We start from the raw sequence: 24,290 nt of genomic DNA, 5'->3' as shown, positions 1-24,290 counted from the left end.
CCCCCGGGTCAGCTAGCTTAGGACAATGCTTGTTCCAGGTCCTCGATCAAGTCTTGAACATCTTCAATACCAACAGAGATGCGCACCAAGCCATCCGTAATGCCCAGCTCAGCACGGCGCTCTGCCGGGATAGAAGCATGTGTCATGCGTGCAGGTACGCTGATCAAGCTCTCCACTGCACCCAACGATTCTGCCAGCGTGTAGTATTTTACCTTTGCCAACACTTCGTCAGCACGCTCTGCGCTGCCTACGTCGAAGGAAATCATACCACCGAAGCCACGCGCTTGCTTTTGAATCAGCTCATGACCGGAATGGCTGGACAGACCAGGATAGATCACGCGTTTAATGTCACTGCGCTCAGACAGCCATTTTGCTATCGTACGTGCGTTGTGCTCATGCTCTTCCATCCGAATTCCCAGCGTCTTCATACCGCGCAGCAAGAGCCAAGAATCTTGTGGTCCAAGCACACCGCCAATTGCATTTTGCACAAAATGGAGGTCTTCGCCCACTTTCGCATCTTTTGCTACGACCAGACCTGCTACTACGTCGCTGTGTCCGCCCAAATATTTCGTTGCGCTGTGGAACACGATGTCAGCACCAAGATCCAGCGGATTTTGCCAGTATGGTGTCATGAACGTGTTGTCTACCACGAGCAGCACGCCTTTTGCTTTCGCGATGCCTGCCAACGCGCTGATGTCGCTTACTTTCAGCAGCGGGTTTGTCGGTGTTTCCATAATGATTGCTTTGGTTTCCGGGCGAATTGCCGCCTCTACTGCTGCCAGATCACTCGTATCTACATAAGTTGCTTCCAGACCCATACGGGAGAAAACACGTGTAACGACACGGTAAGTACCACCGTATACATCGTCACCTACCACGAGATGGTCGCCTTTGTTGAACATGGAAAGGATGGTAGAGAGTGCCGCCATACCAGAACCAAATGCAAAGCCGCGTGCGCCGCCTTCGATTTCTGCGATGTATGTTTCCAATGCGTGACGGGTCGGGTTCCCAGTCCGGGAGTATTCGAATCCCTTGTGAACGCCAATGGCTTCCTGTTTATAAGTACTTACCTGGTAAATCGGAACGGATACGGCTCCTGTATGTGGATCTCCATCGATTCCGCCGTGGATCAGACGAGTTTTGATACGCATCTTAAATTCCCCCCTGGTAAATTTTCTTGCTTAGATAACGTTCGCTGCCATCAGCAAACAGTGTAACGATATGAGTCCCTGGAGCTGCTTCTCTTGCTTCGCGCAGCGCCGCTGCCATGGCTGCACCTGAGGAGCTGCCTACGAGCAAGCCTTCCTTGGCAGCCAACTGCTTGACCAGATCGAATGCTTCCACATCGAGAATTGTGTGAATCGCGTTAAAGTAGCTCGTATCCATGAACGGAGGCAAAAACTCCATGCCGATCCCTTCTGTTTTATGCGGGCCGGATTCTCCCCCATTCAAGATAGAACCTTCTGGCTCGACAATGACCGTTTTTACGTTTGGGTTTTGTTCTTTCAAGTAGCGAGCAGCACCCATGAAAGTACCGCCAGAGCCCGCGCCTGCCACAAATACATGTACTTGGCCATCCATTTGACTCCAAATTTCCGGACCTGTTGTTTTGTAGTGTGCGTCTGGATTCGCCGGGTTAGCAAATTGCTGTGGTACAAAAGCGCCCGGAATGGATTCTGCGAGTTCTTTTGCCTTGGCGATTGCACCCTTAATCCCCAGCTCTGTCGGAGTATTGACGACTTCTGCTCCGAGGGCACGCATCAGCTCTTGCTTTTCCTCGGAAAACTTCGCTGGTACGCAGAAAATGACTTTATAACCGGTTCCTACAGCGGCCAGTGCTACACCAATTCCTGTATTTCCTGCTGTCGGTTCGATAATGGTACCACCTGGGGCCAACTGGCCGTTCTCTTCTGCCGCACGAATCAGCTCCATACCCAGTCTGTCTTTTACGCTGCCACCCGGGTTAAAATATTCCAGTTTGGCGAACAAGCGGACACCCTCGGGGAGCTCAAATTGTGTAATTTCGACGATCGGCGTATTACCAATCAGTTCCTTTACATTGCGAAATACGTTCACGAAGATCTGACCCCTTATATTGAAGTACTTGCTTTCCTTTTCATTATAACATGCGAAGATTACAAAAAGTCCATGCTACTAAACTTCGGTGTGTCAGCTGAACTTCAAAGTGTCAACAGGGCATGTAAGCCATGGATTTCTCACCATGGTATGATTATAATAAAGGAGAGGTTGGAAAGGAGTGAATGTATAACATGGATATCATGGATCAAGTACAAGAAGTTCTCGATAAACTGCGCCCTTACCTGCAACGTGACGGCGGAGACGTACAACTCGTTGATGTAGAAGATGGCATCGTGAAGCTGCGCCTGATGGGTGCTTGCGGTAGCTGCCCTTCCTCTACCATCACCCTAAAAGCAGGAATCGAGCGTGCACTGGTGGAAGAAATCCCAGGCATCAAAGAAGTTCAACAAGTATTCTAATCCACACATCGACATGAAAGCAGCTACAGCAACCGCGTAGCTGCTTTTTTCATTTCCCCTTTCCCCTTCCTTTTTCAAAAAAGGCAATGACACGCTTCCCGTACTCCTCGGGAACTAACGAATAGCTGCGTACGTGCCCCGCTCGCGGTACGATCCAAATCTCGGAACCTTCGTCTTGGGTCAGCTCAAATAGTCGTTCGCTGTTTACCATGGGGATTGTCGTATCGCCTGTCCCGTGGATAAAAAGAATCGGTTTATTCGCTTGCTGGACTGCCTGATACGGATTGACCTCTCGCGGGTTGGCCCCTAGGAAAACAGGACACAAGGTAAGAATGAGCCAGTTAAATGGAAATCGGGGCAGGCCCGTCCACTGCGGCAAGTTCTCAGTCAGGTATTCACGCAAGGAATAGAACGGTGAATCTGCCACAATCGCTGTGATGCGTTCATCCACTCCGCCAACCATCAAAGAGGTTGCCGCCCCCATGGAAAAACCGACGAGACCAAATCTGTGCTCTGGCTTCCTCGCTGCTGCAAAATCGATGGCCCCAAGGAGATCTTGCTGTTCGCGAAGACCAATCGTAGTTAGTGCTTTGCTTGACTCTCCCGCATTGCGAAAGTCAAACATCAACACATCAAATCCAGCCTCGACAAGTCTTGCAGCCAATGACAAGGCAGGCAGATGTGGCTCTAATCTATTTTGACTATACCCGTGAGCAAAGATCAGGGTACTTCCATTCGGAACTCGCCCATTTTTTTCTGCCGACAAGTACCATCCAGCCAACGAAATCGTCGTTTCCCTGCTCGAAAAAACAACGGGCTCCACCTGTTCGATTCCAAAATCTCGGGGTTCCATGTGAATCGGTTTTCGTACAGGATGCGTCAAGCGCCAGGTTACGTGAAACGAAACGGCTACTGCTGCAATCAAGAGAAGCACGAAGAGTCCTGAAATCAAAACAAAGAACATGTTCATACGGCAGTCAGTGGTCCCCTTCCACTTAGCACCGCTACGATGTTAGCAGCAGCCAGCCTCGCCATCTCCGCCCTCGTTTGCACAGTTGCACTACCAATATGCGGCAATGCGACTACATTCGGCAGTTGCAAGAGCGGGTTATCCATCGGGACAGGCTCGACCGCAAAAACATCCAGGCCTGCCGCCCAAATTTTTTTATCTACCAGCGCCTGATACAGTGCGGACTCATCGACTGTCCCACCACGAGAAACATTGATAAACACAGCAGTTTCTTTCATGAGCGAAAACTGCTTTTCCCCCATCAACATGCGTGTGTCCTCTGTCAGCGGTGTAAGCAGCACGACGTAATCGGACTCTTGCAGAAGCTCTGCCATGTCTGCATACCGCGCTCCTGTCTCTTGCTCAGCCTCTGGTTTGCGATTCCGGTTGTGATACAAGATTCGCATGCCAAAGCCTTTGGCGCGTCTCGCCACGGCTTCCCCAATTCGCCCCATCCCAATGATCCCCAGAGTTGAACCATATACATTTTGTCCAGACATGAGGGTCGGACTCCACGATGTCCATTCCCCCTGCAATAAAAATCGGTTGGCTTCCGTCAATCGGCGGCCTGTCGCCATCAATAAAGCGAAAGCTAAATCGGCAGTAGACTCTGTCAGCACATCGGGCGTGTTGGTTACGATGACCTCGTGTCGTCTGCACGCTTCCAAATCAATATTGTCGTAACCGACCGCCATGTTCGCCACAATTCGGAGTCGTTTTGTACTCGACAAAAATTCTTCGTCCACTCGTTCTGTCAGCATGGTCAAGACGGCATCTACATGTTTAATCTTTTCCAGCAACAGTTCACGCGGGATCGGCGCATTTTTTGTCCATTGCTCGACCTCGGCTACTTTTTCAAGCATCGCGATTACTTCAGGATTGAGTTTCCTCGTAACGAAAACTTGTTGCTTGATCATCTTTTTTCCTCCACAACCAATCAATTTGTGGAATGGATACGTCATAACGCTCAGCAATGAATAGCGGGTACTTTCGAAGTCCGTCTTCCATTTTGGTTAGCTCGTCTTCCAACTGCGTTTGCCATGCTTGGATGTTGACTTCCTGGCGCTCTTCTACCGGCAACTCCATATAAGTCTCCACGAGCTTCAAAAACCTGCCTGGGTAGAGCATGAGCGAATAAATCACGGCATATTCAGCTGGCAGCAAAGCAGAGACGCTGTTGTAGCCGTCGAGAAAGCTGGACACAGCCTCTTCATTCCAGCCGTTTCGCTTTGTCTCGGCTTTGATCCACTGCCCCACATCGCGAGTACGCATATCAAGAACCCAGTTCCATTCACCTGCCATTAGACGTACATCCTTCTCTTTCCATAGCATATACCCTTGATCAAAATTTTGGTAGGCTACTTTCCCGAGACTAGCTGTTTCCTTCACGACTTTATCGTATCCAGCATCCACCAAATATTGAACGGACAATTCCCCGAGCTGAGTAATGTACGTGAAGCAGGTCAACAAATATTCATCCATTGGCGCGAGCTCGACATGATCCTCATCCATCTCATCTCGGTACTCATAAAAATTCCGCAGCTTTTTGTGCCACGTGCTCGGCCAGTTGCCAAGTGAACTGTAGGGGATAAACATCTTGTCAGATGAAAAATCACTCGTGGCCAGATGGAACTTTGCGAGCGACTGCCCACCGGCATAATAGGGATTTTCAGGAACCGCCTCTCGCACGCCTCTGTATAAATAGTAAAGCTGCTCATCATCAACGATGTGAGCCTGCCCGCTTGTTGTGTTCACCAGCTTTAACAAGCGAATGTTTTGCTGTTGACTCAAATGCTGTTTTACTTTCTCAATAAACTTGCTTTTGTATTTATATCCGGCTGGCGCCTCGAACATGTAGTAAAGGCCTCGATCCGTTTCCAGTACCTTGCTTGCCCCCGTCGTACGATATCCCTGGAGTTCAAAACCGTACTTCTCCTGAAGAAGCTCTTTTTCTTCCATACAGTTGTTCACCCTCCTTGCATACTGCTCTTCTGGCATTGTATGTCGGTAGATCGGGATAGGTGCCTATCTGTATGCAGATACTAGATACATTCATGCCGATAAGGAGGAGCGACAAGCATGAGTGAGCATCCACTAAATAGTGAGAGTTGTCTAGATTTCGTTATTGAGCTGTTGGAAAAACGAGGAGTCAGCATGAACGACATTGCTGAAATTGTCATGTTCCTGCAGTCAAAATATATCCCGGACATCACCTTGGACTTGTGTCTCGACAGCGTGGCCTCCGTCTTGAAAAAACGCGAGGTCCAAAACGCGTTGCTGACTGGGATTCAGCTCGACATCCTCGCAGAACAAAAGCAGCTGCTGCCCCCACTCCAGGCGATTATTGAAACAGACGAGCCGCTATACGGCATAGACGAGGTACTCGCCCTTGCCATCGTCAACCTGTATGGAAGCATCGGATTTACCAACTTCGGTTATGTAGACAAGCTGAAGCACGGCAAACTCGCCGATCTCAACGACAAGCGTAATGGTGTTCATACTTTTTTGGACGATCTTGTTGGTGCGGTCGCAGCAGCCGCCTCCAGCCGCATTGCCCACCGCCAGAAGCAGCAGGAAGAATGCGTTGAATCATAGTGAGATTCGCTGCTGCCATTCCGGCAAATCTTCCGCAATATGGGTAGGAGCAGCATGATGCTGGTCTGCTTCTTCGCGCGTGGAATAGCCTGTCAAAACTAGCAAGCTGTCCAAGCCACTGTTGGCACCTGCCTCAATGTCCGTATATAAATTGTCCCCGACGATCAGCGTGTCAGCCGCAGCAGTACCAAGCTGATTCAGAGCGTAACGGACGATAATGGACTCTGGTTTGCCAATCACGATTGGTTTGGTCGCGGAGGCAACAGAGACGGCTGCCACCAGTGAACCATTGCCAGGGAACAAACCGGCATCCGTCGGCAGGGCTGCATCTGCATTTGTAGCGATAAAAGTTGCTCCTTCACGGATAGCGCGTGCAGCGATCGCCAGCTTTTCATACGTGAAAGCACGATCAATCCCGACAATGACATAAGCCGGATCTTCTTCTGTAATCACATAGCCTGCATCCTTCAGCTGATCATGCAGGCCCGCCTCTCCAATCACGTAGACGCGCGTACCCGCTGGTGCCTGCTCTCGTAAATAGGTAGTGGTCGCCATGCTCGTGGTATATACGTCCCGAGCCTGTGCTTCTATGCCCATTGCTACCAGCCGTTCTGCGACGTGCTGTGCAGAGGCTGAAGAATTGTTGGTCAGGAACAAATACGGAATCTGATGAGTTTTCAAGTGGGTGATGAATGCTGCTGCTCCCGGAATCGCTTCTTTTCCTCGATATATCGTCCCATCCAGATCAAGCAAATAGCCTTTATATTGTTTCACGTTGTTCCATCTCCCATCTGTTGTCGTAAGCCGATTGAACAAGCTTTCTCCTCTTAGTGTAATCCTTCGTCCTTCCTATCGCAAAAAAGCAGGAAACGGCCTTCCACCGCTTCCTGCTTTTTGTCTAGTCGGCTCTTCCTCTCATCGCCACAATTCTGTCCAGCCATGCTTTTGTTTGTTCGGGGGACAATACTTCCAGCAGCTCAGTCTTAGGTGATAGTGCGCTGTGAACGGGTATGCAAAAGGATAAATCCCAGGAGCGACTCGCAAAAATTTTCTCCCCTAACAAGATCATTACTTTTCCATCTATTCTTGGAATATGCGTGGGCATCATTTCTCCAAACACCCAGCCCTCTAGCTGATTTTGCTTAAGCTCGCTGCTATTTTCGTCCAGACCATACATATTGAAGAAACCGAATAAAGCCTCATCCGAAGCACCACTTGTCTCGGGGTATTCAATCCCAGACGCTGCTTTGATGGCGACTTCGTTACGCTGCATGGAGGCAAAGGGTTCCATGCTATGGAAGGATCGCAGCATCACATCCTGGAGCAACGTAAATAAATGGAAATTGTTTTGCACGGTCTCCAGGCGCACTCTTACACCAGTCAAGGTTTCCGGGTGCAAGGCGACAACCTCCAGATCATCCACACTGTTTAAAACATCATGTACATATTCCAAGTTGTCGACGTGCTCATAGAGCGATTCGATCAAACGGACGAGCCCTTCCTTTTGTCGCATCTGATTTCGTGCTTGCTTGTTTCGGCAAATCATGGTCATCGTCGCCAAAATCACAAAGTCAGACGTCACTCGCGCTTTGACCGTATCTGGACTTGATAAAAAATGCTCTTCCATTGAGAGCTCTTCATTCTCCAAATACGCTTCTATCAAAATAAGATGCCGCTCCAGCTGCCGGACAACGGAATCGACAATCAGGCTCGGGGCGCCGCCGTTTTCGACCAGCGTTCCGCTCATAATGCAGGCCATCCCTTTTTTATACGTATCAGCTTCGCTGTCAAGAAATGCAGTGAGCTGACCTAGAATTTCGTTGATCGACTCAGGATTCGAGACAGCGTGTTGAAACATCGCTTTTATAGACGGGTCCTGAAAGGCACGGGAATCTTTATGTATATCCTCTAGCCGATGTACATCTCGCTCCAAAAAAGATAAGAGCGGTTGCAATACCTCTACCATCATCCATTTCACTCTCCATGAAGCAGTCTAGTTCACTATTAGAACGATAAGGAAATCGTATCAGGGGAATCCTGTAAATAAAAGAAAAAAATCCACCCGACTTTGAGTGGACCTTCGTTATGACGATTTTATTTCGCTTCCTTGATGTGAAACACGCATTTGTCTCCACCTTTTGCCATGCACGTGGTTTGCTCGACATTGGCATTCAAGACCCGACGGAACAAGGAAAGCTCACAGCTACACGCTTGGTTGAATTCACGAGCTACTTGCGAGATTGGGCAATTGAACTCCTGAATCCGATAGCCGTCTCCATTTTCGTCCTTTTCCCATTCCACCATGTAGCCTTTATCGTTTTGCAGCTCGGCCAGCTTGGCTACACGATTTTCCAAGTCACCTTGCATGTAGGAGCGATAAGTCTCCTCCAAGCGATTCTCGCGGCGTCTAAATAGCATTTCTATTTTGGACAAACCGTCGATTTCCTTTATGTCTTGTAAAAAATCTAATGTCAAATGAGAATAATTGCGCGGGAACAGTTCGTCTGCTTCCTGCGACAATGAATAAACATTCGTTGGGCGTCCCATCGCTTGGCGAACAAGCGTAGACTTGATCAAATTATCTCTCTCCAGGGTGTTCAAATGACGTCGTACCGCCATTTCAGTAATCCCTAGCTCGACGGCCATGTCGCTGACAGGGAGTGAACCTTTGACCTTGAGCATGTGCAGGATTTGATCACGAGTGGACGTTCCTTCGTTTGTCATACGTATCACCGTCCTTTCTCCCTATTGTAGTGGATGAAGACGTTTTAGTAAACAAACGAAAGTCTTTTGTATAAAATATCCGCTACGTTAGTGATGGATTGAAAACACTTTTTTAAAACAGTTCTTTTTTCAAGAAGGCTCTTACCTGTGGCTCAAACTGACGAATCGTACTGGTCGCTTCTTCTACCAGACTGTACATCTCATTGACTGGCACACTTGTATAATCATTGACCAGATGCTTGCGGAAATCAGTTACACGTGTCAGGATCAAAGCCTGTTCATCTGTGATGACTCGCTCATCCCGCAAAATTTCCACGATGTCGCTGTAGCTTCCTGGATCTCGCATAATAAATCCGTCGATCAGCGCGTTTCCGACATCCACTATTCCTTCGATAGACAAGTGCAGGGCTCGCTCCATCGCTGCAACAGCTACTTCATCTGCCAAAACCGCTTTGGCTCCTCGTTCGCTGAGCTTGTCCAGCAGATCAAGCATGCGAGACATATGTTCCAATACTTGGTCGATTCGTTTTGTATTCACGTCGTACATATATTTCTCCTTACTTTCGCTTTTTTGATTTGCGTTTTGAGTAGTAAACGGTAAACACAAATGTTAGCACCAGGACGAGAAGCACCAATTCCCCTTCCTGCAAATAGGAATTGCTCACCGGGTTTCACCTCTTTTCATCCATCAGTATACCAAATTTGTACGGCCTGTCACGAATCACGTTCGTCTTTTGATCACGTAGTTTTACCGGGGGATTATTCGACATCGAAAGTGGCGTTCACCTTTCAAAGTCCGGTGCTCATGTAGATCCCCTACACTCCACTTCTCCTTTTCAGGTTCTCGCCACTTTCTCGGTGCTGAAAAGACGAATCAGTGATAACTTTATGTTACAATGATGGGGTGAATTTTTGTCGGCAAGCATAAGGGGAGGAACACACTGTGGAACGCGAATTGGCACTGGAAATTGTGCGGGTAACGGAAATGGCTGCACTCGCCTCTTCTCACTGGATGGGACGCGGGAAAAAGAATGAAGCAGATGGAGCAGCGACCAGCGCCATGCGCGCCATGTTTGATACGATCAACATGAGGGGTACCGTCGTCATTGGAGAAGGTGAACTGGATGAGGCCCCCATGCTCTATATCGGTGAAAAGCTCGGTAACCCTGAAGCTGGCGGGCCTGAGGTAGATGTGGCGGTTGATCCGCTTGAAGGAACGACGATTGTCGCCAAGGGACACAATAATGCCATGTCTGTTATCGCCATCGGGGACCGTGGAACACTGCTGCATGCACCAGACATGTACATGATGAAAATGGCCGTCGGCAAACGTGCTGCCGGACAAATCAACCTTTATGATCCCGTGGATAAAATGATAGAGGTTGTAGCAAAAGCAAACAACAAGCGCGTGCAAGATGTAACGGTCATTATTCAGGAACGCGACCGCCACCAGGCGATTATTGACGCCATTCGTGAAAAGGGTGCGCGAGTGAAGCTTTTTGGAGATGGTGATGTAGGTGCCGCGATTGCTGCTTGTCTGCCGCATACAGGGATTGACCTGTTCTTGGGAATCGGTGGTGCGCCAGAGGGCGTGATCAGTGCCGCAGCCATCAAGTGTCTGGGTGGCGACATGCAAGCCCAGCTCAAGCCGCAGAACGATATCGAGCGCGAGCGCTGCATCAGAATGGGGCTCGTCAATCCGGAGCAGCTCTTGACGCTGAACGATCTGGTCAAAGGGGACGACGCCATTTTCGCTGCAACAGGCGTCTCTGATGGAGAGCTGTTGCAAGGCGTGCGCTATCTCGGTGATGATATGGTGGAAACTCATTCGATCGTCATGCGTGCCCAAACCAAAACCATTCGCTTTGTCCGCGCTGTACACAATACCGAACACAAACCAAATCTTTTATGGAAGTAGAGGGACACCCATATGGCAAATGATTTGTTCTACTTGTACGACGAAGCGGAGGATACTCGAACGCGCTTTGTCAGCTTCACGGGGGAAGCTACGCGATTTGACCTCGCGATTACGACCACCAGCCGTTTTTATGGGAAGGCAATTGTCATCAACATTCAAAATGGACGTTCTGCTATTATTGGACATGATGATCTGGAAGAAGAAGGCTATCTGGAATTCGCGTTCAACTTGAACGAGAGTGAAGCAGAAGAATTGAAAGCATTTTTGGAAGCAGCTATTTAATTTACCAAAGGAAGACCGATTACGGGCTCTTCCTTTTTTTATTTGTAGTCCCCGCCCAATTCCTGCTGGACAATGCTCCTTACAGGCGTATGCCTCGTATACTGCTACTGCACAGATGCACAGACAGATAACGAGAGGAGTGCGAATCGCATCATGCAATCTTATCCATTCGACCAAAGCTCATACGATCAAAGTTCATACGACCAAAGTTCATACGACCAAAATCAATATCATCAAACTCAATATGATCAAAACGAATACAATCAAAACCACTTCGTTCCCGCTCAATATGACCAACCACCTTATTACCAAGCAGACCAGGATTATCGATACATTCCAGAAGATCAGGCTCATCCCGTCTTTTTCCGTAGAAGACGAGGTCCTGAGGTCGTTGTCGTCCCGCAGCCATATCCTTGGTGGGGATGCAATACATGCTGGCCTGGCTACTGGCCTACATGGGGCTGGCCAGGTTGGGGACCCGGTGGTTTTGGTGGTCCTGGTGGTCCTGGTGGTTTTGGTGGCCCCGGTGGTTTTGGTGGTCCCGGTGGTTTTGGTGGTCCTGGTGGTCCTGGTGGTTTTGGTGGCCCCGGTGGTTTTGGTGGTCCCGGTGGTTTTGGTGGTCCCGGTGGTTTTGGTGGTCCCGGTGGTTTTGGTGGACTCGGTGGACTCGGTGGTCCCGGCGGTTTTTAGATCGAAAAACGAAAAGAGCCCTGACATACAGGGCTCTTTTTACGCTTCTCTTCTTCCATTACGTTTTTAGGAATCACGCTTTGGTGTATTTGGTCCTGTTGGGACTTTATCGCGTTCGCGATTGGGTTTCATTTGATTGGGACGGCGCTCTCGTGAGTTGGCATCCTTGCCGTTTTTATCGGGTCGATCCTTTTGAAACTTTGGCTTCTCCCCGCGTTCGTTTCTCCCTGCTCCATTACGATCCGCGCCAGCATTGTTCTGGCGATCCTGTTTATTTTGACGCGGGTGGTAGCGTCTGCGTTCTTTTCGTTCTACAAAAGGCGAAGAGCCACCCTCTTCACGAGGAATGTCCTGGCGAATATCAATGATGACATCAAAGCCAGCTTCGTCTTGCTCGCTTTGGTCGTTACTGTTGCCAACGCTTGCTTTTACCTTGCGCAAAACGAAGTACGGACAACCAAAATTGCAGAACTCATGCAGGTACTCATCCAAAGCGGCGATCCGCTGCTCGAACGGTACTTTGCGATTAGCGTCAGTATAAAACCCACGAAGACGAAGCTGACCATAGCCCCAGTCCCCTACAATATAATCGTACTTGTCGAGGATGTCGCTATAGCGCTCCTTGAACGCCTCAAGGTTCCAGCCGTCTCGATTTACTTCCATGACTTCATAAGTACCGGCTTGCGTGCGAATCAAACTCGCTTCCTCCTTACGCATGTATACTATGTCCATCTTATCATATTTCGCGCAACATGAGCTAAATTTCCCACGATAACTGATCTGTGCCTTTGGACATTCTATCGTGTAGGGGGTGTTACCATTGAAAAAGACATGGTTGTATCCTGCAATTGCAGGTATTGCGCTCTTAGCTACTGGTTGTTACAACAATGCTGCGCCTAACTACACGCATCCGAACAAGACGATGTCGTACCAGTCTGCTCCGCACGTTCGAAACTTTGATGGAATGCACGTCCGTAACTACGATGGCATGCGCTCGACGAACATCGACGGGTACCACCATACTCGCAACTACACTGGTGCTGGCACCACTAGTTTTGACGGGCTTCACGTCCGCAACTACGACGGCACTCGTGATGGACTTCACGTCCGCAATGGCATGGGACTAACCAATAATGCCGGGAATAACTATGGTGCATATCCAAATGGTACTTACCCACATGTAAACAACTACAACGCCTACACAAGTGGAATGAGACCGTACAATGCCTTTACGGATCATAAAGCTGGTATGGGCACAGCGGGTGTTTACAATGCACCAACAGGTACAGGTACACACCATTCCATTTATCAGCAGCATGGTGTAAACCGCGGTGGAGCAGGTGTCATGCAAACTGGAATGCCACGCATGGGCTATGCGCAGACTGACCGTCAGCATATGAGAACTGCCAGTGTCACCAACGTTTATGTAGACCGTGAAGCATTGGCAAAAGCTGTTGGAAATGTCACTGCCAGCTGCCCTGGTGTACAGCGTTCTACCGTCTTGGTAACGGACAAAGAAGTTTTTGTAGGCGTGCATACACAAGGAGCAGATGCGCACACAGCGAAAAAACAGGCAAGAATGAACGCTGAATCGGTTTCACCACGCTATTACAAAGTGTATGTCACCGATAATCCGAATGACATCCAAGAAATCGCTCGTGTAGCAAGTCGCTCCAGCAATGTGAGTACAGCGCGTACAGAAGATGCGAAAAGCATTGACACGCTCGTCAAGCGTATGGGTGGAACATCCCATAACGTGAAGACAACAACCAGCCGCTAAAAGCCCTCTCCCCCATATAGTGAAAACCCCCTCAATATTCCGCTCGTATCGGGCGGTTGAGGGGGTTACTTATTATTGTGCTTTCGGCATGGATTCTTTCGCAATCGTTTCCTTCGCGGCACTCGCCTGCTCGTGAGCGTGATACGAGCTGCGCACTAATGGCCCTGACTCCACGTGACTAAAGCCACGCTTCATGCCTTCATCCTTCAAACGAGCGAATTCATCTGGATGGTAGAACTTTTCTACCTTCAAATGCTTTTTGGTCGGTTGCAAATACTGACCAATCGTCATGATGTTGACGTCGACAGAACGCAGGTCATCCATCGTTTCGATGATTTCCTCCATCGTCTCGCCTACACCAATCATCAGACTAGACTTCGTCGGAATGCTCGGCTGGAATTCCTTCGCCTTTTTCAACAGTTCCAGCGTCCGATCGTATTTGGCTCTTGCCCGTACGCGATCTGACATCCGGCGAACCGCCTCAATGTTGTGGTTTAGTACGTCAGGCTTTGCGTCCATGACTACTTTTAACGCATCCCAGTTCCCCATAAAATCGGGAATCAATACTTCTACGGAGGCAAACGGCAGTCGACGACGAATCGCACGAATCGTATCGGCAAAAATCTGTGCGCCTCCATCTGCCAAATCATCACGAGCAACGGAAGTAACAACGACATGCTTCAAACGCATTTGTTCTGCTGCTTCTGCTACACGTTCTGGTTCGGCCGTATCCAGCTCCGTCGGCAGTCCCGTTTTTACTGCACAAAACCGACAAGCACGGGTACATATATCACCCAAAATCATGAACGTTGCTGTACCGCTTGCCCAGCATTCATGAATGTTGGGGCATTTTGCTTCTTCACAAACGGTATGTAGCGTCTTCGTGCGCATGGTTTGCTTAAGCTCTTTAAAGCTGGCTAGTTCTGATCCTGAAACAAGGTTGATCTTGAGCCACTCCGGCTTGCGTTGCGTCATAGGGCTCACTCCTCATGTGACATCATGATACAAGACAATAACAATTTCCATTATAGAGGCTGGATTTCGGAGGGGCAACCTCTTTCCTCCCCGGAAACAATTACCCGATTCGATGCACGGCATGGCGGTTCCCTTGACGAAGCAATGGCTCCAGGATACGTAGCTCTCGCTCATGACAGGTGAAAAGAAACACTTGATGTTCTTGTGCCAGCATCGCGACATAGTCAAGCGTTCGACGCAGGCGCTCTTCATCATAATGGACAAAATGATCATCGAAAAAGAGCGGCAATGGCTCCAACTGCTTGGCATGATGCACCAATGCCAAACGCTGGACAAGGTATAGCTGATCGATAGTCCCCGTGGAACATTGGTTTTGTTCGAGCACCATTTGTTTGGTTGGCGCAAGCAAACGGATGGCAAACCCGTCACGAGGATCGAGCCTGACATCGCGATACGCTCCCCCCGTAATATGCTCAATGATCTCCGAAGCCTGCTGATTTACAGCGGGTGTACTATCCCGCCGCCATTCCCCTATTGCCTCCTGCAGCATTTCCCGAGCTAGCTGAAGGGCATCTCGCTTATTTTGCAGCTGACGAAGTTCTGCCTGCGCTTCCTCCAGCTCATCAGTCGCGCGAGCTAATGACAAGCTCTCGTGAACCGCCATCTCCCCATTTCCTCTGGCCATTTGTTCCCGCAGCTCTTGCAGTCTCTCCTCAATCTCCACCATCTCGATACGAAATTTGCCTTGCTCGGTCTCAAACGCGTTTTTCTCCTGATCCAGCAAGGTCCGAAGTGCCTCACCCCAGCTGGCCGACAGATCAGCCTCCTGCTTGGTTTTCGCCATTTCGGATAGAAGATGCGCAGATTGTTGCTTGCTTGTACTTTTCAGTAGCTCTTCCCGTCTTTCCAAAAATATATCCCAATTACTCGCCCCCCATCTCTGAACGATTGTGGCGATTTCAGCATCGAGTAAAGCAATCTCTTCTTGTAGCCTTTGACTTTCCTGTACCGCATCATGATCTACTGTCTGTTTAGCTCCGCCCGTACTTCCACCGACTCGCAACAAGAAAACCCCAAAGCCGAACAGCAACAAAGCCGCAGTCACAGAAATTCCTCCCAGAACGGGATGTCCACTCATGAAGCCGATTACCCCAAGAACGGAGAATATCCCTGCGCCGCCCCACATGAGTGCAGCTCCCCGCCTCCTTTTTGCCAAATTGCCTTGGCGGGTGCTTCGTGATGCTGTACTTCGCGGACTTGTAGAAAGGGCCGATACAGCCAGTGACGCCAACCGAATATGCAATGCTTCTCGCTGTTTGAGCAATTGTGCGCCTTTTTCATAATCTTGCTGTACGGGGATGAGCTGATCATCACTCTGTTGTACGGCTTCCCTCGGCATAGTTACCTGAGCAAAACCACGTCTTGCCTCTTCGTGAATAGCCAGCTCGGCCTCAGAGAGAGCTGTTTGTTCCCACCACGCCCAGTCTTGCTGACTGACAGGAGCATGGCTTCGTTGCCAGCGTTCCTGCAACACTTTTGCTTGTCCAATTGAACGCTCCAGATGCTGCTGCAATCGGCTTCGCCGCAGCTCTAATTGCTGACATTCTTCTTTCGCTTCCGCTATTTGCAGCGTCAGTTGACTGATTGTACGCCAAGCTGCCTTTGCGTTTTCTTTCTCCAGCTCTTTTTGTGCCACCTTCGTAGCTGCTTTTCCCAAAAGTGTATTTTCGGCCCGTTCTTTTTTACCGATGAGGGCAACCTCTCGATCCAGCTCCGCCAAAATTTGTTGGACAGCCGGATTGGCTTCTTCCGCAGTCGTAAAAGTCGGAATCAAATGCTCAGCCGCCTGAAGTGGTTCCCTCCTGATCCACGTCAAATCCGTAAATAGACTACGTGTAAGACCCGTATGCTTTTCGATAAAATTCCGTTCCTTGCGTCTGTCTTCCAAGTAAAGATCAGTCAGCTCCGTCCATTCGGGGTCCAAAAAGAGGCGCGCCTCCTCCCGTTCCTTCGTCAACTGACGGTGCAGGCGATAGGTTTTTCCCGCTAATCTGTACGTAATGATCGTTTCATACGAGCCACTCTGCCACGGACGATATTTTTCATATTCAGGCAAGTATCGCGTCGATTTGACGTAATCGCGCTTCATTCCATACAAGGCCGCGAAAATACCTTGTAGGATCGTTGATTTTCCTGACTCATTGGGGGCATAAAACAGATTGATGCCTGGAGCAAAACGGAAGGTAGCATCCTGCCATTTTCCGAAGCCCCCCAGCACTAGCTCCTCTATTTTCATCGAATGGTCCCTCCAATCCGCGCCAAAGCCTCTTGCTTGGCTAACCTGACGATTTCTCGTTCGTCCTCATTTTGCGCACGGGACTCAACCTCTGCCAGCTTGGAAAGCCATCTCCCCCAGACGCCACCCTCTGCGATCAGCTTGTCCTCATCCACATCAGGCCAGGTCCGGTCTGTCAGCTGCAGCAAAAAAAAACGGGAAAATCGCTGCTGAAGGACGGAAAATGGAGGCTGAAAATGGGCAGCGCGCTCCCCTGTCAGCGTGATGTACATCATATCTGAATCCTTTTCCTCTATGAGTTGCTGCTCCATCCGATCAATGAGCTGCTCATTCGTTTCGACTCCATTCCCTTCGATTGTAAGCTTGCGAATTTTGCGTGACTGGACAGGAATCGCCGTGAGCTGCAATCTGCCATCATGATCCAGCTCTCCATACAAAACATTTCGTTCTCCCGCTTCCTTACTTGTCAATCCTTCTGGAGAGCCTGGGTAAGCTGCAAAGGGTTGTTTTTTGACAGGATGCATGAATTGCTCCGGCTTGTGAATGTGTCCCATCGCTACATAGTCCATGCCCGTTTGTACGAGCTGCTGCAAGGTGACAGGCGCGTACGGATGATGCTCTTCGTCTCCTGAATTGGAAAGCACACTAGCATGCAAAACCATCAGATGATGGGCATACCCTTCCATTTTGCCTGGAAATGTATCGAGCGGCGACTCGTACACATGTGGCTGCCCGAAGCCCCAGCCGTAGATCACGCATGACTTTTCGGGAAATTCATACACGCCCCACTCGGGTGTAAACCAGTAGACGTTCCCCGACCATTCCAATGTTTGATAAAACGAATCCGCTCGCCACGGATCGTGATTGCCAGGTGCGATCACGACAGGAATTGGTGCGATGCTGGCAAAAAGATCACGTAAAAATAAGGCAGTGGATCGTCTCCCCCCGTGGTATTCCAGCAAATCTCCAGCAATGAGCCAGAAGTCTGCTTCCTTTTCCCACACGAGGTCACGGATTCTTTTCATCGTTTGACGAAAATCATCCTGACGCAGCTCGTAGCGCTCCCCCAACATTTGAAGCGGCGCATCCAGATGGACATCCGCTGTATGAATAAATGACAGCACGATTATTTCCACTCCTCACATGAGACAGACGAACATATTTTCCCTTTATGATACAGAGGAAAAGGCTGGATGAAAAGCATCTGTCAGAACGAAAAAACTTCCGCCAGCAATGACGGAAGTTTGGGGACCTGGTTGTTTACTTGAGTAAATGGAGGAATTCACGCATGAAGCCTGGCAAGTCTGGCCAAGCATGTCCGGAAACAAGATTGCCATCGACATGGAGCGTTTCCGTTTGGTAGATCGCTCCGCACGCTTCTACATCGGGTCTGCAAGCCTGGTACGCTGTGATTTCACGACCGGCTAAATGCTCGCGAACAATCGTCAATACTTGAGAGCCATGGCAGATGGCTGCGACTGGCTTGTTCGTCTCGAAGAAGTGCGCGACAATTGGCTTCAAGTGTTCATTGAGCCTGATATGCTCTGGTGCTCGTCCACCCGGAATAATCAAAGCGTCAAACGCCTCAGGGTTAATATCTGAAAAGGCAACATGGGCGGGAAGCTGATAAGCTGGCTTTTCTGTGTACGTCTCACTGTGTGCTTCGAAATCATGGCAAACGGTGTGCAGGGTTTTCACGCTGGGTGCTGCAATGACCGTTTCATACCCTTCTTCCAAGCAGCGGTAATACGGATAGAAAACCTCCAGTGCCTCTACAGCGTCGCCTGTTACAATCAACACTTTTTTGCTCATCACACAGCCTCCTCATGACGATTTTTTAAGGAATCACTCCTCTTGATTTCAATTCTTTGGCTGTGCGACATGCTCCTGCCTCCTTCCCTGAAATTTTACAAATATTTCCTCAACGAATTACCAAAACGCTTACCAAAAGTATCTTGGATAATCCACTCCAACTGGCAGAAACTACAACAAAAGACTACGAGGCTGGAGGGAGACGGCATGCGAGTTTTCCGCCTAATCATTCAGATCAGCTTGTGCGTGGTTGCAGCTATTTCACCACTAGAATCCGTCGCCGGAGTTGCTCCGTCCGCCAATGAGCAAGATCCGGTTCTTCAAGAGCGCTTGCAAGTTTTTTTGCGCTTGGAATCGATGTACGGCATTCCGTGGAATTATTTAGCAGCCATTGATCAATACGAGCGAACCATGAAAATACGTCGGAAGAAGCAGGAGCAAGAAAACGTTTCACGGCTAACAGCCGTGGACATTCCAAGCGATCGTTGGGCAGGTGCATTCAATCCTGATGCAGAGGACACGAATCCGGTATCCATTCAATTTTTTAAAGGCATTGGGATGGATGGCGATGGCGATGGTGTCGCAGATCGGCACAACGATCTCGATGCACTCACTACCTTCATACACTACCTGTCCCAATACGGCTTCTCCCACGAAGATTGGCAAATTGGTCTCTGGTCGTACTACCAACGTGATCGTTCCGTGAAGACCATCAGGCAGTTCGCGCAGGTGTATGCAAAGTATCGGCATCTGGACCTGGATGAGCGGCATTTCCCTATCCCCGCGAGGTATGAATACAGCTACCGCAGTACATGGGGTGCTCCGCGCGGTTGGGGTGGTCGCCGTATCCACGAGGGGACTGATATTTTTGCAAGTCACGGCACCCCTGTACTCAGCACAGCGTACGGAGTCATCGAAGTAATCGGCTGGAACAGATTTGGCGGTTGGCGGATCGGCATGCGTGACATGGGCAATGTGTACCATTACTTCGCACATCTGTCCTCGTTTAAAAAGGGGATGAAGCCGGGTGACATCGTGGAGCCGGGTGAAGTGATCGGATATGTCGGCAGCTCAGGTTATGGGAAGCCCGGCACCTCAGGCAAATTCCCTCCCCATCTGCACTACGGTATGTATCGGGAAACAGGTGGCGCAGATTGGTCATTTGATCCTTATCCGTATTTACGACGCTGGGAGCGGCAAAAGAAGCGGCAATGAAGCCGCTTCTTTTTTATGGGTAGCTCTTTTCATTGACAGACATCATCCGTCAAAATACAATAAAAACAGAAAAACTGGACAATTGTCCAAAAAAGAGGTGAGAAAGTGACTACCCAGAAAAAAGCCGAAGCAAAACGGGCATTTTTGATTGAGCAAGCGACTGCTTGTTTGGCTGAAAAAGGGTATGCCTCTGTTTCCTTGCGCGACATTGCCAAGGAATCTGGCGTCTCACTTGGCATTCTGCATTATTACTTTGCAAGCAAAGAAGAGCTTTTGCTCGCTGTAATCACTAGCTACAAAGGACGTTTTATAGAGGAGCTGGAACGCGAAGTACTCGCAGCTCCATCCGGACAATGGTCAGCAGCTTTATCCCGTGTTTTGTGCCGTAGTCTACAAGAAGATCGAAAGCTGCATCGGCTCTGGTATGACTTGCAGGTACAGGCCATGTACGTTCCAGTGTTTGGTGAACAGGTAAAAGTCATTCGATCCCGTCTACAACAGCTCATCTCTCGTATGCTCGTACGATTGCAGCGCGAAGAACAAACTTCCTTGACCATCGACGAAGACTCCGCAATCTCACTCATTTACTCTGTAATCGACGGATTCCTTTTTCAATTTTTACTCGATGAGTTACAGAATCGTGAAGAAGCGATTGCCCGCTTTGAACAGACCTTTGCCCATTTGATGTATACACTCTTCTCAACTGAATCCTAATCTCCTGAATCGAGGTGAATCATGATGGCAGTCATGTCCATGCAAAATCCCGCCACTGGAGAGCTACTTGGTTCTTTACTGGAAGCGACTCCAGAACAAGTAGAAGACGCGATGGCACGTGCGCGTCTGGCCTTTCCAGCTTGGTCCACTACATCGTTGGCCGAGCGTCTGGACTATTTGACACGGTTGCGGCACTATTTAGTCGATCACGGCGAAGAGATCGCCCGAAAAATTAGTGAGGCTACCGGAAAAGTTACATTAGAAGCGTACATGACCGAAATTTTCGTCACTGTCGACACGATTCGGTTTTATGAAAAACATGCTTATCAGATGCTGGCCGATCAGCCGGTACCAACCTCCCTCGTGCTGTGGCCGAAGAAATCGTATGTCCACTACAAGCCGATGGGTGTGGTCGCGGTCATCTCTCCGTGGAATTATCCGTTTCAGCTTGCCGTCATTCCTGTATTATCTGCCCTCGTAGCAGGCAATACCGTAATTTTAAAACCTTCCGAGGTGACTGCTTCTACCGGACTGCTCATGGAAGAGGTGTTTTCTGCTGTTTCAATACCGGACGGAGTCGTGACCGTTCTGCATGGGGGACGCGAAGCTGGACAGGCGCTGGTAGCTGCTCGCCCAGATAAAATATTTTTCACAGGCTCTGTTGCGACAGGCAAAAAAATTATGGCGGCAGCGTCGGAGCATTTGATTCCGGTAGAACTAGAGCTTGGGGGAAAAGACCCGATGATCGTGTTCGAAGACGCTCATCTGGAACGGGCAGCAAATGGCGCGATGTGGGGGGCTTTTACGAACTCAGGGCAGGTATGTATGTCTGTTGAGCGGCTTTTTGTCCATGAAAAGGTATATCCTGAATTTCTCAAGCTGGTCACCGAAAAGACAAAAGCATTGCGCCAAAGCTATCCGAATCAGGCCGAGGTCGGTTCGATGACGTCTTCCCAACAAATCGGAATTGTCCGTGAGCATGTGGACGAAGCACTTGCTGCGGGCGCGACCGCAGTCACCGGGGGACTTCCTTCCTCTGATAGCATGTATATCGCGCCGACCATTCTCACAAACGTGACATCTGACATGAAAATCATGCGGGAAGAGACCTTTGGTCCGGTGTTGCCGATCATGACTTTTGCCACCGAAGAAGAGGCTGTGCGCTTGGCTAATAGCTCACCGTACGGGCTGAATGCCTCGGTATGGTCAGCCGATAAAGCAAAAGCGAATCGCGTAGCTCGTCAGCTCGACAGTGGCAATGTGTGCATCAATGACGTCATTATCAGCTACGCCAATCCCCATCTTCCTTTTGGTGGGGTCAAACAGAGCGGCATCGGCCGTTATCGCGGACCTTCCGGATTGCAAGCCTTTACGCACAGCATCTCTGTCATCCATGATCCGGGCAAACGCAAGCGTGAGTTCAATTGGTATCCATATACGAAAGATCAGGAGCTCACCTTTATTGGATTGACAAACCTGTTGTACGGCAAGCTCCAAAACGTAAATCGCCGGACTTTGGGTGCGATCTGGCGCGAATTCAAGCGTCTGTTCTAACCACGCCGGAATGCTATCGCTCCTTATTTCAGTGTGCCAAAGCCGACTACATCCACATGAACCTTGACGTTAAATTTCGCTTTTTTATAAAGGGCGAGACCCGTTTCGCGTGTCCATTTGCCATAATATCTTTGGCGAATACTCTCCTCGAGCTGCGCCGGGTCGACCCCTTGCTTTTGAAAACGTACCAACATATCCACGCTTTCCTTTTTGATTCGTTTCTCAAGCTCTTGAACCATGGTCCGAAATTGAGCCCGCTTCTCCAAATCCTTGCTGCCTGAATAGCCTACCAGCATCCCTCTTACCCGAAGCTCGATGTTGATGACAGGCTTTTTCAGGCTGCCCTTGCTTTTTACTTTCGTTTTTGCCCGCACAAAATCGAAGACGACCTTTTCCGTTTGTTTTTTACCTGTCTTCGCCTCGTGCTGGAACTCAAAGCTCATACGGGGCAAGCGTTCTCTTCCCAGAAACCCCTGAACCAGCTTCCCCTCTCGCTGTGCGTACATTCCGATCATCCTGTCCACTCGAAAAAGGGCCGCCCTGGTGATCTGAATCTCTCCGTCACTTTGGATGAGATAAGGCAGATTGGGGTCCATCGTGTTGCTGGTCATCATAAAAACAAAATCGTGAATGGTCGCAAAAGACGTAAAGGCTGTTTCCACTCGCGGACGGAGCAAATTGTTCAAATACGTGTTGATTTCCGGCCTGTGGTTATAGGTTCCTTTGATGACATCTTTCGCTTTTCCTTTTACGATGGCAATGTATACATTTTCTCCTACAATCGGATTGCGATAGAGATCAAGGATGACTTTTCCGATCCCAACTTTGCGGGCGTATTCTTCACTGAACAAAATCACACGCAATTGCGAGAGGGACATGGTCCTCTCTGCTTTTGTCGCGAGATTCAGCATCGCCTCGCTCGTCATCGAGGCATATGTCGCGTACACCTGCGTCGATTCCTTTGTTTTGGAAGGAACCGGTACCGATACGGTGACATCTATCTTTTCACGATCCACATAATCGAAGCCCATCACCCCAATCATGGCCATGTCTTCCAGTGCTGGCTGTTCGAGTTCGCGCCCACAACCGCAAAGGCTGAGCAAGAGGATAACCGTAACAATGAACCAGCTCGCCCTCTTCATGATACCCGCTCTCCTCTGCCGAACCTCAAGGAATGCAGCACTAACAAAAAGATCGGCCACAAGATCAAGCCATAGGCCATATAAACAGTCACCTTGTCATAAATGTAGCGTTGTTTTTCTACAGATAATGGCCCCACAATGAATAGAAACGAAATGATTGTCGGTAAAAGCAGATGCCACAACCTCGTCTTATTTGCCATTTCTTCAATTCCGGTACGGGCAACCCACAAGTATCCCGTGCTCGTGCTGAGAATGAGGAAAACCCAGAGACCAATCCCGAGATTTTCGATCCGTTCCAAAAAAGACAGCTCTACAGCCTTAAACAAATTCAAAATGGGATAAATGAGATTGTCCATTTGCCATTCGGAAAAATAAGCTACGCTTGTGATCAAGATCATGACGTACAGCAAAACAACGATCCATACCCCAATCAGCACATGCTTGTGTGCCTTGTTCTTCTCTTGGATATATGGGTAGAAAAACAGGACCAATTCATACCCAAGCATGCTCGCGTAAGAATTGTGCACGGTTTCGGCTATACTGCGCCAATCTGTGTTAAAAAGAGGAAAAATATGCGCGAATCCTCCCTTTTGAAATCCGTACTGCAAGAGAAAAACCATCCAGCCCGTAAAAAAGAACGTTAGCAGGCAAAAACGCGCGATTAATTTGATACCGCCGTTTGCAATGTAGAGCATGACCAATGTCAATCCTAGCAAGGGCAACGTGACAGTCTGATTGTTCAGCATGGAGGTTTGCACCAGCCTGACGTATCCTTCATTGGCGGTAGATACGTTTAGAGTAGCATAAACGATGATCAGGATATTGAAACAGTGCCCCAGCCATTTCCCCAACAGCTTTTCATGAATCCGAAAAAGATTATCCTCTGGATAGCGACGGCACAAGGCCATCATTGGAAATAGCGTTAGGCTGACGATGCATCCCAGCAAAATCGGAGACCACCACAGATTGTAGCCCATTTTGCTCGCATGATGAGCTAGTCCAAGTAAATTAACCCCTACCATCGTATTCATAATCAATCCGATTACCAGGATCGGATTCAGGCTGTGAATTCTCCCTCTATCCATC

General features: G+C 49.3%; 25 protein-coding genes. 9 read left to right on the top strand and 16 right to left on the bottom strand.

Annotated elements, in window-relative coordinates; genetic code table 11:
* Positions 1-17 precede the first annotated feature (17 nt).
* Positions 18-1,151, bottom strand: a complete 1,134-nt coding sequence (locus E8L90_RS28960) for a bifunctional cystathionine gamma-lyase/homocysteine desulfhydrase (protein WP_137032951.1) — start codon at positions 1,149-1,151, stop codon at positions 18-20.
* 1 nt (position 1,152) lies between these two features.
* Positions 1,153-2,076, bottom strand: a complete 924-nt coding sequence (locus tag E8L90_RS28955) for a PLP-dependent cysteine synthase family protein (protein ID WP_137032949.1) — start codon at positions 2,074-2,076, stop codon at positions 1,153-1,155.
* Positions 2,077-2,270: 194 nt separating this feature from the next.
* Between E8L90_RS28955 and E8L90_RS28950 the strand changes: the two genes are divergently transcribed.
* A complete protein-coding gene (locus E8L90_RS28950) occupies positions 2,271-2,498 on the top strand; it encodes a NifU family protein (RefSeq protein ID WP_007715787.1) in 228 nt (75 codons plus the stop codon).
* 49 nt (positions 2,499-2,547) lie between these two features.
* On the opposite strand, the gene E8L90_RS28945 is transcribed toward E8L90_RS28950, so the two are convergent.
* Genes E8L90_RS28945 through E8L90_RS28935 form a run of 3 tightly spaced genes read right to left on the bottom strand, consistent with a single transcriptional unit; the run spans position 2,548 to position 5,466 of the window.
* A complete protein-coding gene (locus E8L90_RS28945; RefSeq protein WP_137032947.1) occupies positions 2,548-3,468 on the bottom strand; it encodes an alpha/beta hydrolase in 921 nt (306 codons plus the stop codon).
* Positions 3,465-4,424 carry a 2-hydroxyacid dehydrogenase gene (locus E8L90_RS28940; protein WP_137032945.1) on the bottom strand — a complete coding sequence of 320 codons (960 nt, stop codon included), beginning with the start codon at positions 4,422-4,424 and terminating at the stop codon, positions 3,465-3,467. The genes E8L90_RS28945 and E8L90_RS28940 overlap by 4 nt, the downstream gene beginning before the upstream one ends.
* Positions 4,381-5,466 (bottom strand): protein kinase family protein, encoded by a 1,086-nt coding sequence (locus E8L90_RS28935; RefSeq protein ID WP_137032943.1) that lies wholly within the window; start codon positions 5,464-5,466, stop codon positions 4,381-4,383. The genes E8L90_RS28940 and E8L90_RS28935 overlap by 44 nt, the downstream gene beginning before the upstream one ends.
* A 120-nt stretch (positions 5,467-5,586) precedes the next feature.
* Here E8L90_RS28935 and E8L90_RS28930 point away from each other — a divergent pair, with 120 nt between their 5' ends.
* The gene (locus tag E8L90_RS28930) at positions 5,587-6,102 is read left to right on the top strand and encodes a phosphatidylglycerophosphatase A family protein (protein WP_137032941.1); all 516 of its coding nucleotides are present in this window, start codon (positions 5,587-5,589) and stop codon (positions 6,100-6,102) included.
* Here the strand turns inward: E8L90_RS28930 and E8L90_RS28925 are convergent.
* The 4 genes from E8L90_RS28925 to E8L90_RS28910 form a co-directional block, all read right to left on the bottom strand.
* A complete protein-coding gene (locus E8L90_RS28925) occupies positions 6,097-6,876 on the bottom strand; it encodes a TIGR01457 family HAD-type hydrolase (protein ID WP_137032940.1) in 780 nt (259 codons plus the stop codon). The genes E8L90_RS28930 and E8L90_RS28925 overlap by 6 nt on opposite strands.
* Before the next feature lie 124 nt (positions 6,877-7,000).
* Positions 7,001-8,071, bottom strand: coding sequence for a hypothetical protein (locus E8L90_RS28920; RefSeq protein WP_137032938.1), 1,071 nt, complete (start codon positions 8,069-8,071; stop codon positions 7,001-7,003).
* 125 nt (positions 8,072-8,196) lie between these two features.
* Entirely contained in the window at positions 8,197-8,826 is a 630-nt protein-coding gene (locus tag E8L90_RS28915; protein ID WP_015893031.1) for a helix-turn-helix transcriptional regulator, read from the bottom strand.
* 112 nt (positions 8,827-8,938) lie between these two features.
* Positions 8,939-9,373: a DUF86 domain-containing protein gene (locus E8L90_RS28910; protein WP_137032936.1), complete on the bottom strand. Its 435-nt coding sequence runs from the start codon at positions 9,371-9,373 to the stop codon at positions 8,939-8,941.
* Positions 9,374-9,769: 396 nt separating this feature from the next.
* Between E8L90_RS28910 and glpX the strand changes: the two genes are divergently transcribed.
* The 3 genes from glpX (at position 9,770) to E8L90_RS30410 (ending at position 11,716) form a co-directional block, all read left to right on the top strand.
* Positions 9,770-10,744, top strand: coding sequence for a class II fructose-bisphosphatase (glpX, locus tag E8L90_RS28900; RefSeq protein WP_137032934.1), 975 nt, complete (start codon positions 9,770-9,772; stop codon positions 10,742-10,744).
* A 12-nt stretch (positions 10,745-10,756) separates the two neighbouring features.
* Positions 10,757-11,026, top strand: coding sequence for a DUF3055 domain-containing protein (locus E8L90_RS28895; protein WP_137032932.1), 270 nt, complete (start codon positions 10,757-10,759; stop codon positions 11,024-11,026).
* A 72-nt stretch (positions 11,027-11,098) separates the two neighbouring features.
* On the top strand, positions 11,099-11,716 hold the full coding sequence (locus tag E8L90_RS30410) for a hypothetical protein (protein ID WP_244297451.1): 618 nt from the start codon (positions 11,099-11,101) through the stop codon (positions 11,714-11,716).
* Between the two features lie 66 nt (positions 11,717-11,782).
* On the opposite strand, the gene E8L90_RS28885 is transcribed toward E8L90_RS30410, so the two are convergent.
* Positions 11,783-12,448, bottom strand: coding sequence for a YutD family protein (locus E8L90_RS28885; protein WP_137032930.1), 666 nt, complete (start codon positions 12,446-12,448; stop codon positions 11,783-11,785).
* A gap of 79 nt (positions 12,449-12,527) precedes the next feature.
* Between E8L90_RS28885 and E8L90_RS28880 the strand changes: the two genes are divergently transcribed.
* Positions 12,528-13,496, top strand: coding sequence for a YhcN/YlaJ family sporulation lipoprotein (locus E8L90_RS28880; RefSeq protein ID WP_208759450.1), 969 nt, complete (start codon positions 12,528-12,530; stop codon positions 13,494-13,496).
* Between the two features lie 72 nt (positions 13,497-13,568).
* Here E8L90_RS28880 and lipA read toward each other — a convergent pair whose 3' ends face one another.
* From lipA to E8L90_RS28860, 4 genes are all read right to left on the bottom strand, one after another.
* Entirely contained in the window at positions 13,569-14,471 is a 903-nt protein-coding gene (lipA, locus tag E8L90_RS28875; protein ID WP_047073014.1) for a lipoyl synthase, read from the bottom strand.
* A gap of 100 nt (positions 14,472-14,571) precedes the next feature.
* Positions 14,572-16,767, bottom strand: coding sequence for an ATP-binding protein (locus E8L90_RS28870; protein WP_137032927.1), 2,196 nt, complete (start codon positions 16,765-16,767; stop codon positions 14,572-14,574).
* Entirely contained in the window at positions 16,764-17,891 is a 1,128-nt protein-coding gene (locus tag E8L90_RS28865; protein WP_137033657.1) for a metallophosphoesterase family protein, read from the bottom strand. The genes E8L90_RS28870 and E8L90_RS28865 overlap by 4 nt, the downstream gene beginning before the upstream one ends.
* 136 nt (positions 17,892-18,027) lie before the next feature.
* Positions 18,028-18,579 carry a DJ-1/PfpI family protein gene (locus tag E8L90_RS28860; RefSeq protein WP_015893041.1) on the bottom strand — a complete coding sequence of 184 codons (552 nt, stop codon included), beginning with the start codon at positions 18,577-18,579 and terminating at the stop codon, positions 18,028-18,030.
* 207 nt (positions 18,580-18,786) lie between these two features.
* On the opposite strand from E8L90_RS28860, the gene E8L90_RS28855 reads away from it, so the two are divergent.
* From E8L90_RS28855 to E8L90_RS28845, 3 genes are all read left to right on the top strand, one after another.
* On the top strand, positions 18,787-19,794 hold the full coding sequence (locus E8L90_RS28855) for a M23 family metallopeptidase (protein ID WP_137032925.1): 1,008 nt from the start codon (positions 18,787-18,789) through the stop codon (positions 19,792-19,794).
* A 105-nt stretch (positions 19,795-19,899) separates the two neighbouring features.
* Positions 19,900-20,508 (top strand): TetR/AcrR family transcriptional regulator, encoded by a 609-nt coding sequence (locus tag E8L90_RS28850; protein WP_137032923.1) that lies wholly within the window; start codon positions 19,900-19,902, stop codon positions 20,506-20,508.
* 21 nt (positions 20,509-20,529) lie between these two features.
* Positions 20,530-22,062 carry an aldehyde dehydrogenase family protein gene (locus tag E8L90_RS28845; RefSeq protein WP_137032922.1) on the top strand — a complete coding sequence of 511 codons (1,533 nt, stop codon included), beginning with the start codon at positions 20,530-20,532 and terminating at the stop codon, positions 22,060-22,062.
* A gap of 23 nt (positions 22,063-22,085) precedes the next feature.
* On the opposite strand, the gene E8L90_RS28840 is transcribed toward E8L90_RS28845, so the two are convergent.
* Together E8L90_RS28840 and E8L90_RS28835 are read right to left on the bottom strand one after the other, a co-directional pair.
* Positions 22,086-23,204 (bottom strand): Ger(x)C family spore germination protein, encoded by a 1,119-nt coding sequence (locus E8L90_RS28840; RefSeq protein ID WP_137032920.1) that lies wholly within the window; start codon positions 23,202-23,204, stop codon positions 22,086-22,088.
* On the bottom strand, positions 23,201-24,289 hold the full coding sequence (locus E8L90_RS28835; protein WP_137032918.1) for a GerAB/ArcD/ProY family transporter: 1,089 nt from the start codon (positions 24,287-24,289) through the stop codon (positions 23,201-23,203). Before E8L90_RS28835 ends, E8L90_RS28840 begins: the two co-directional genes overlap by 4 nt.
* Between the last annotated feature and the right edge of the window lies 1 nt (position 24,290).

Source organism: Brevibacillus antibioticus, from assembly GCF_005217615.1.
Lineage (GTDB): Bacteria > Bacillota > Bacilli > Brevibacillales > Brevibacillaceae > Brevibacillus > Brevibacillus antibioticus.
The sequence above is the reverse complement of the archived record's forward strand: the minus strand, read 5'-3'. Positions and strand labels throughout refer to the sequence as shown.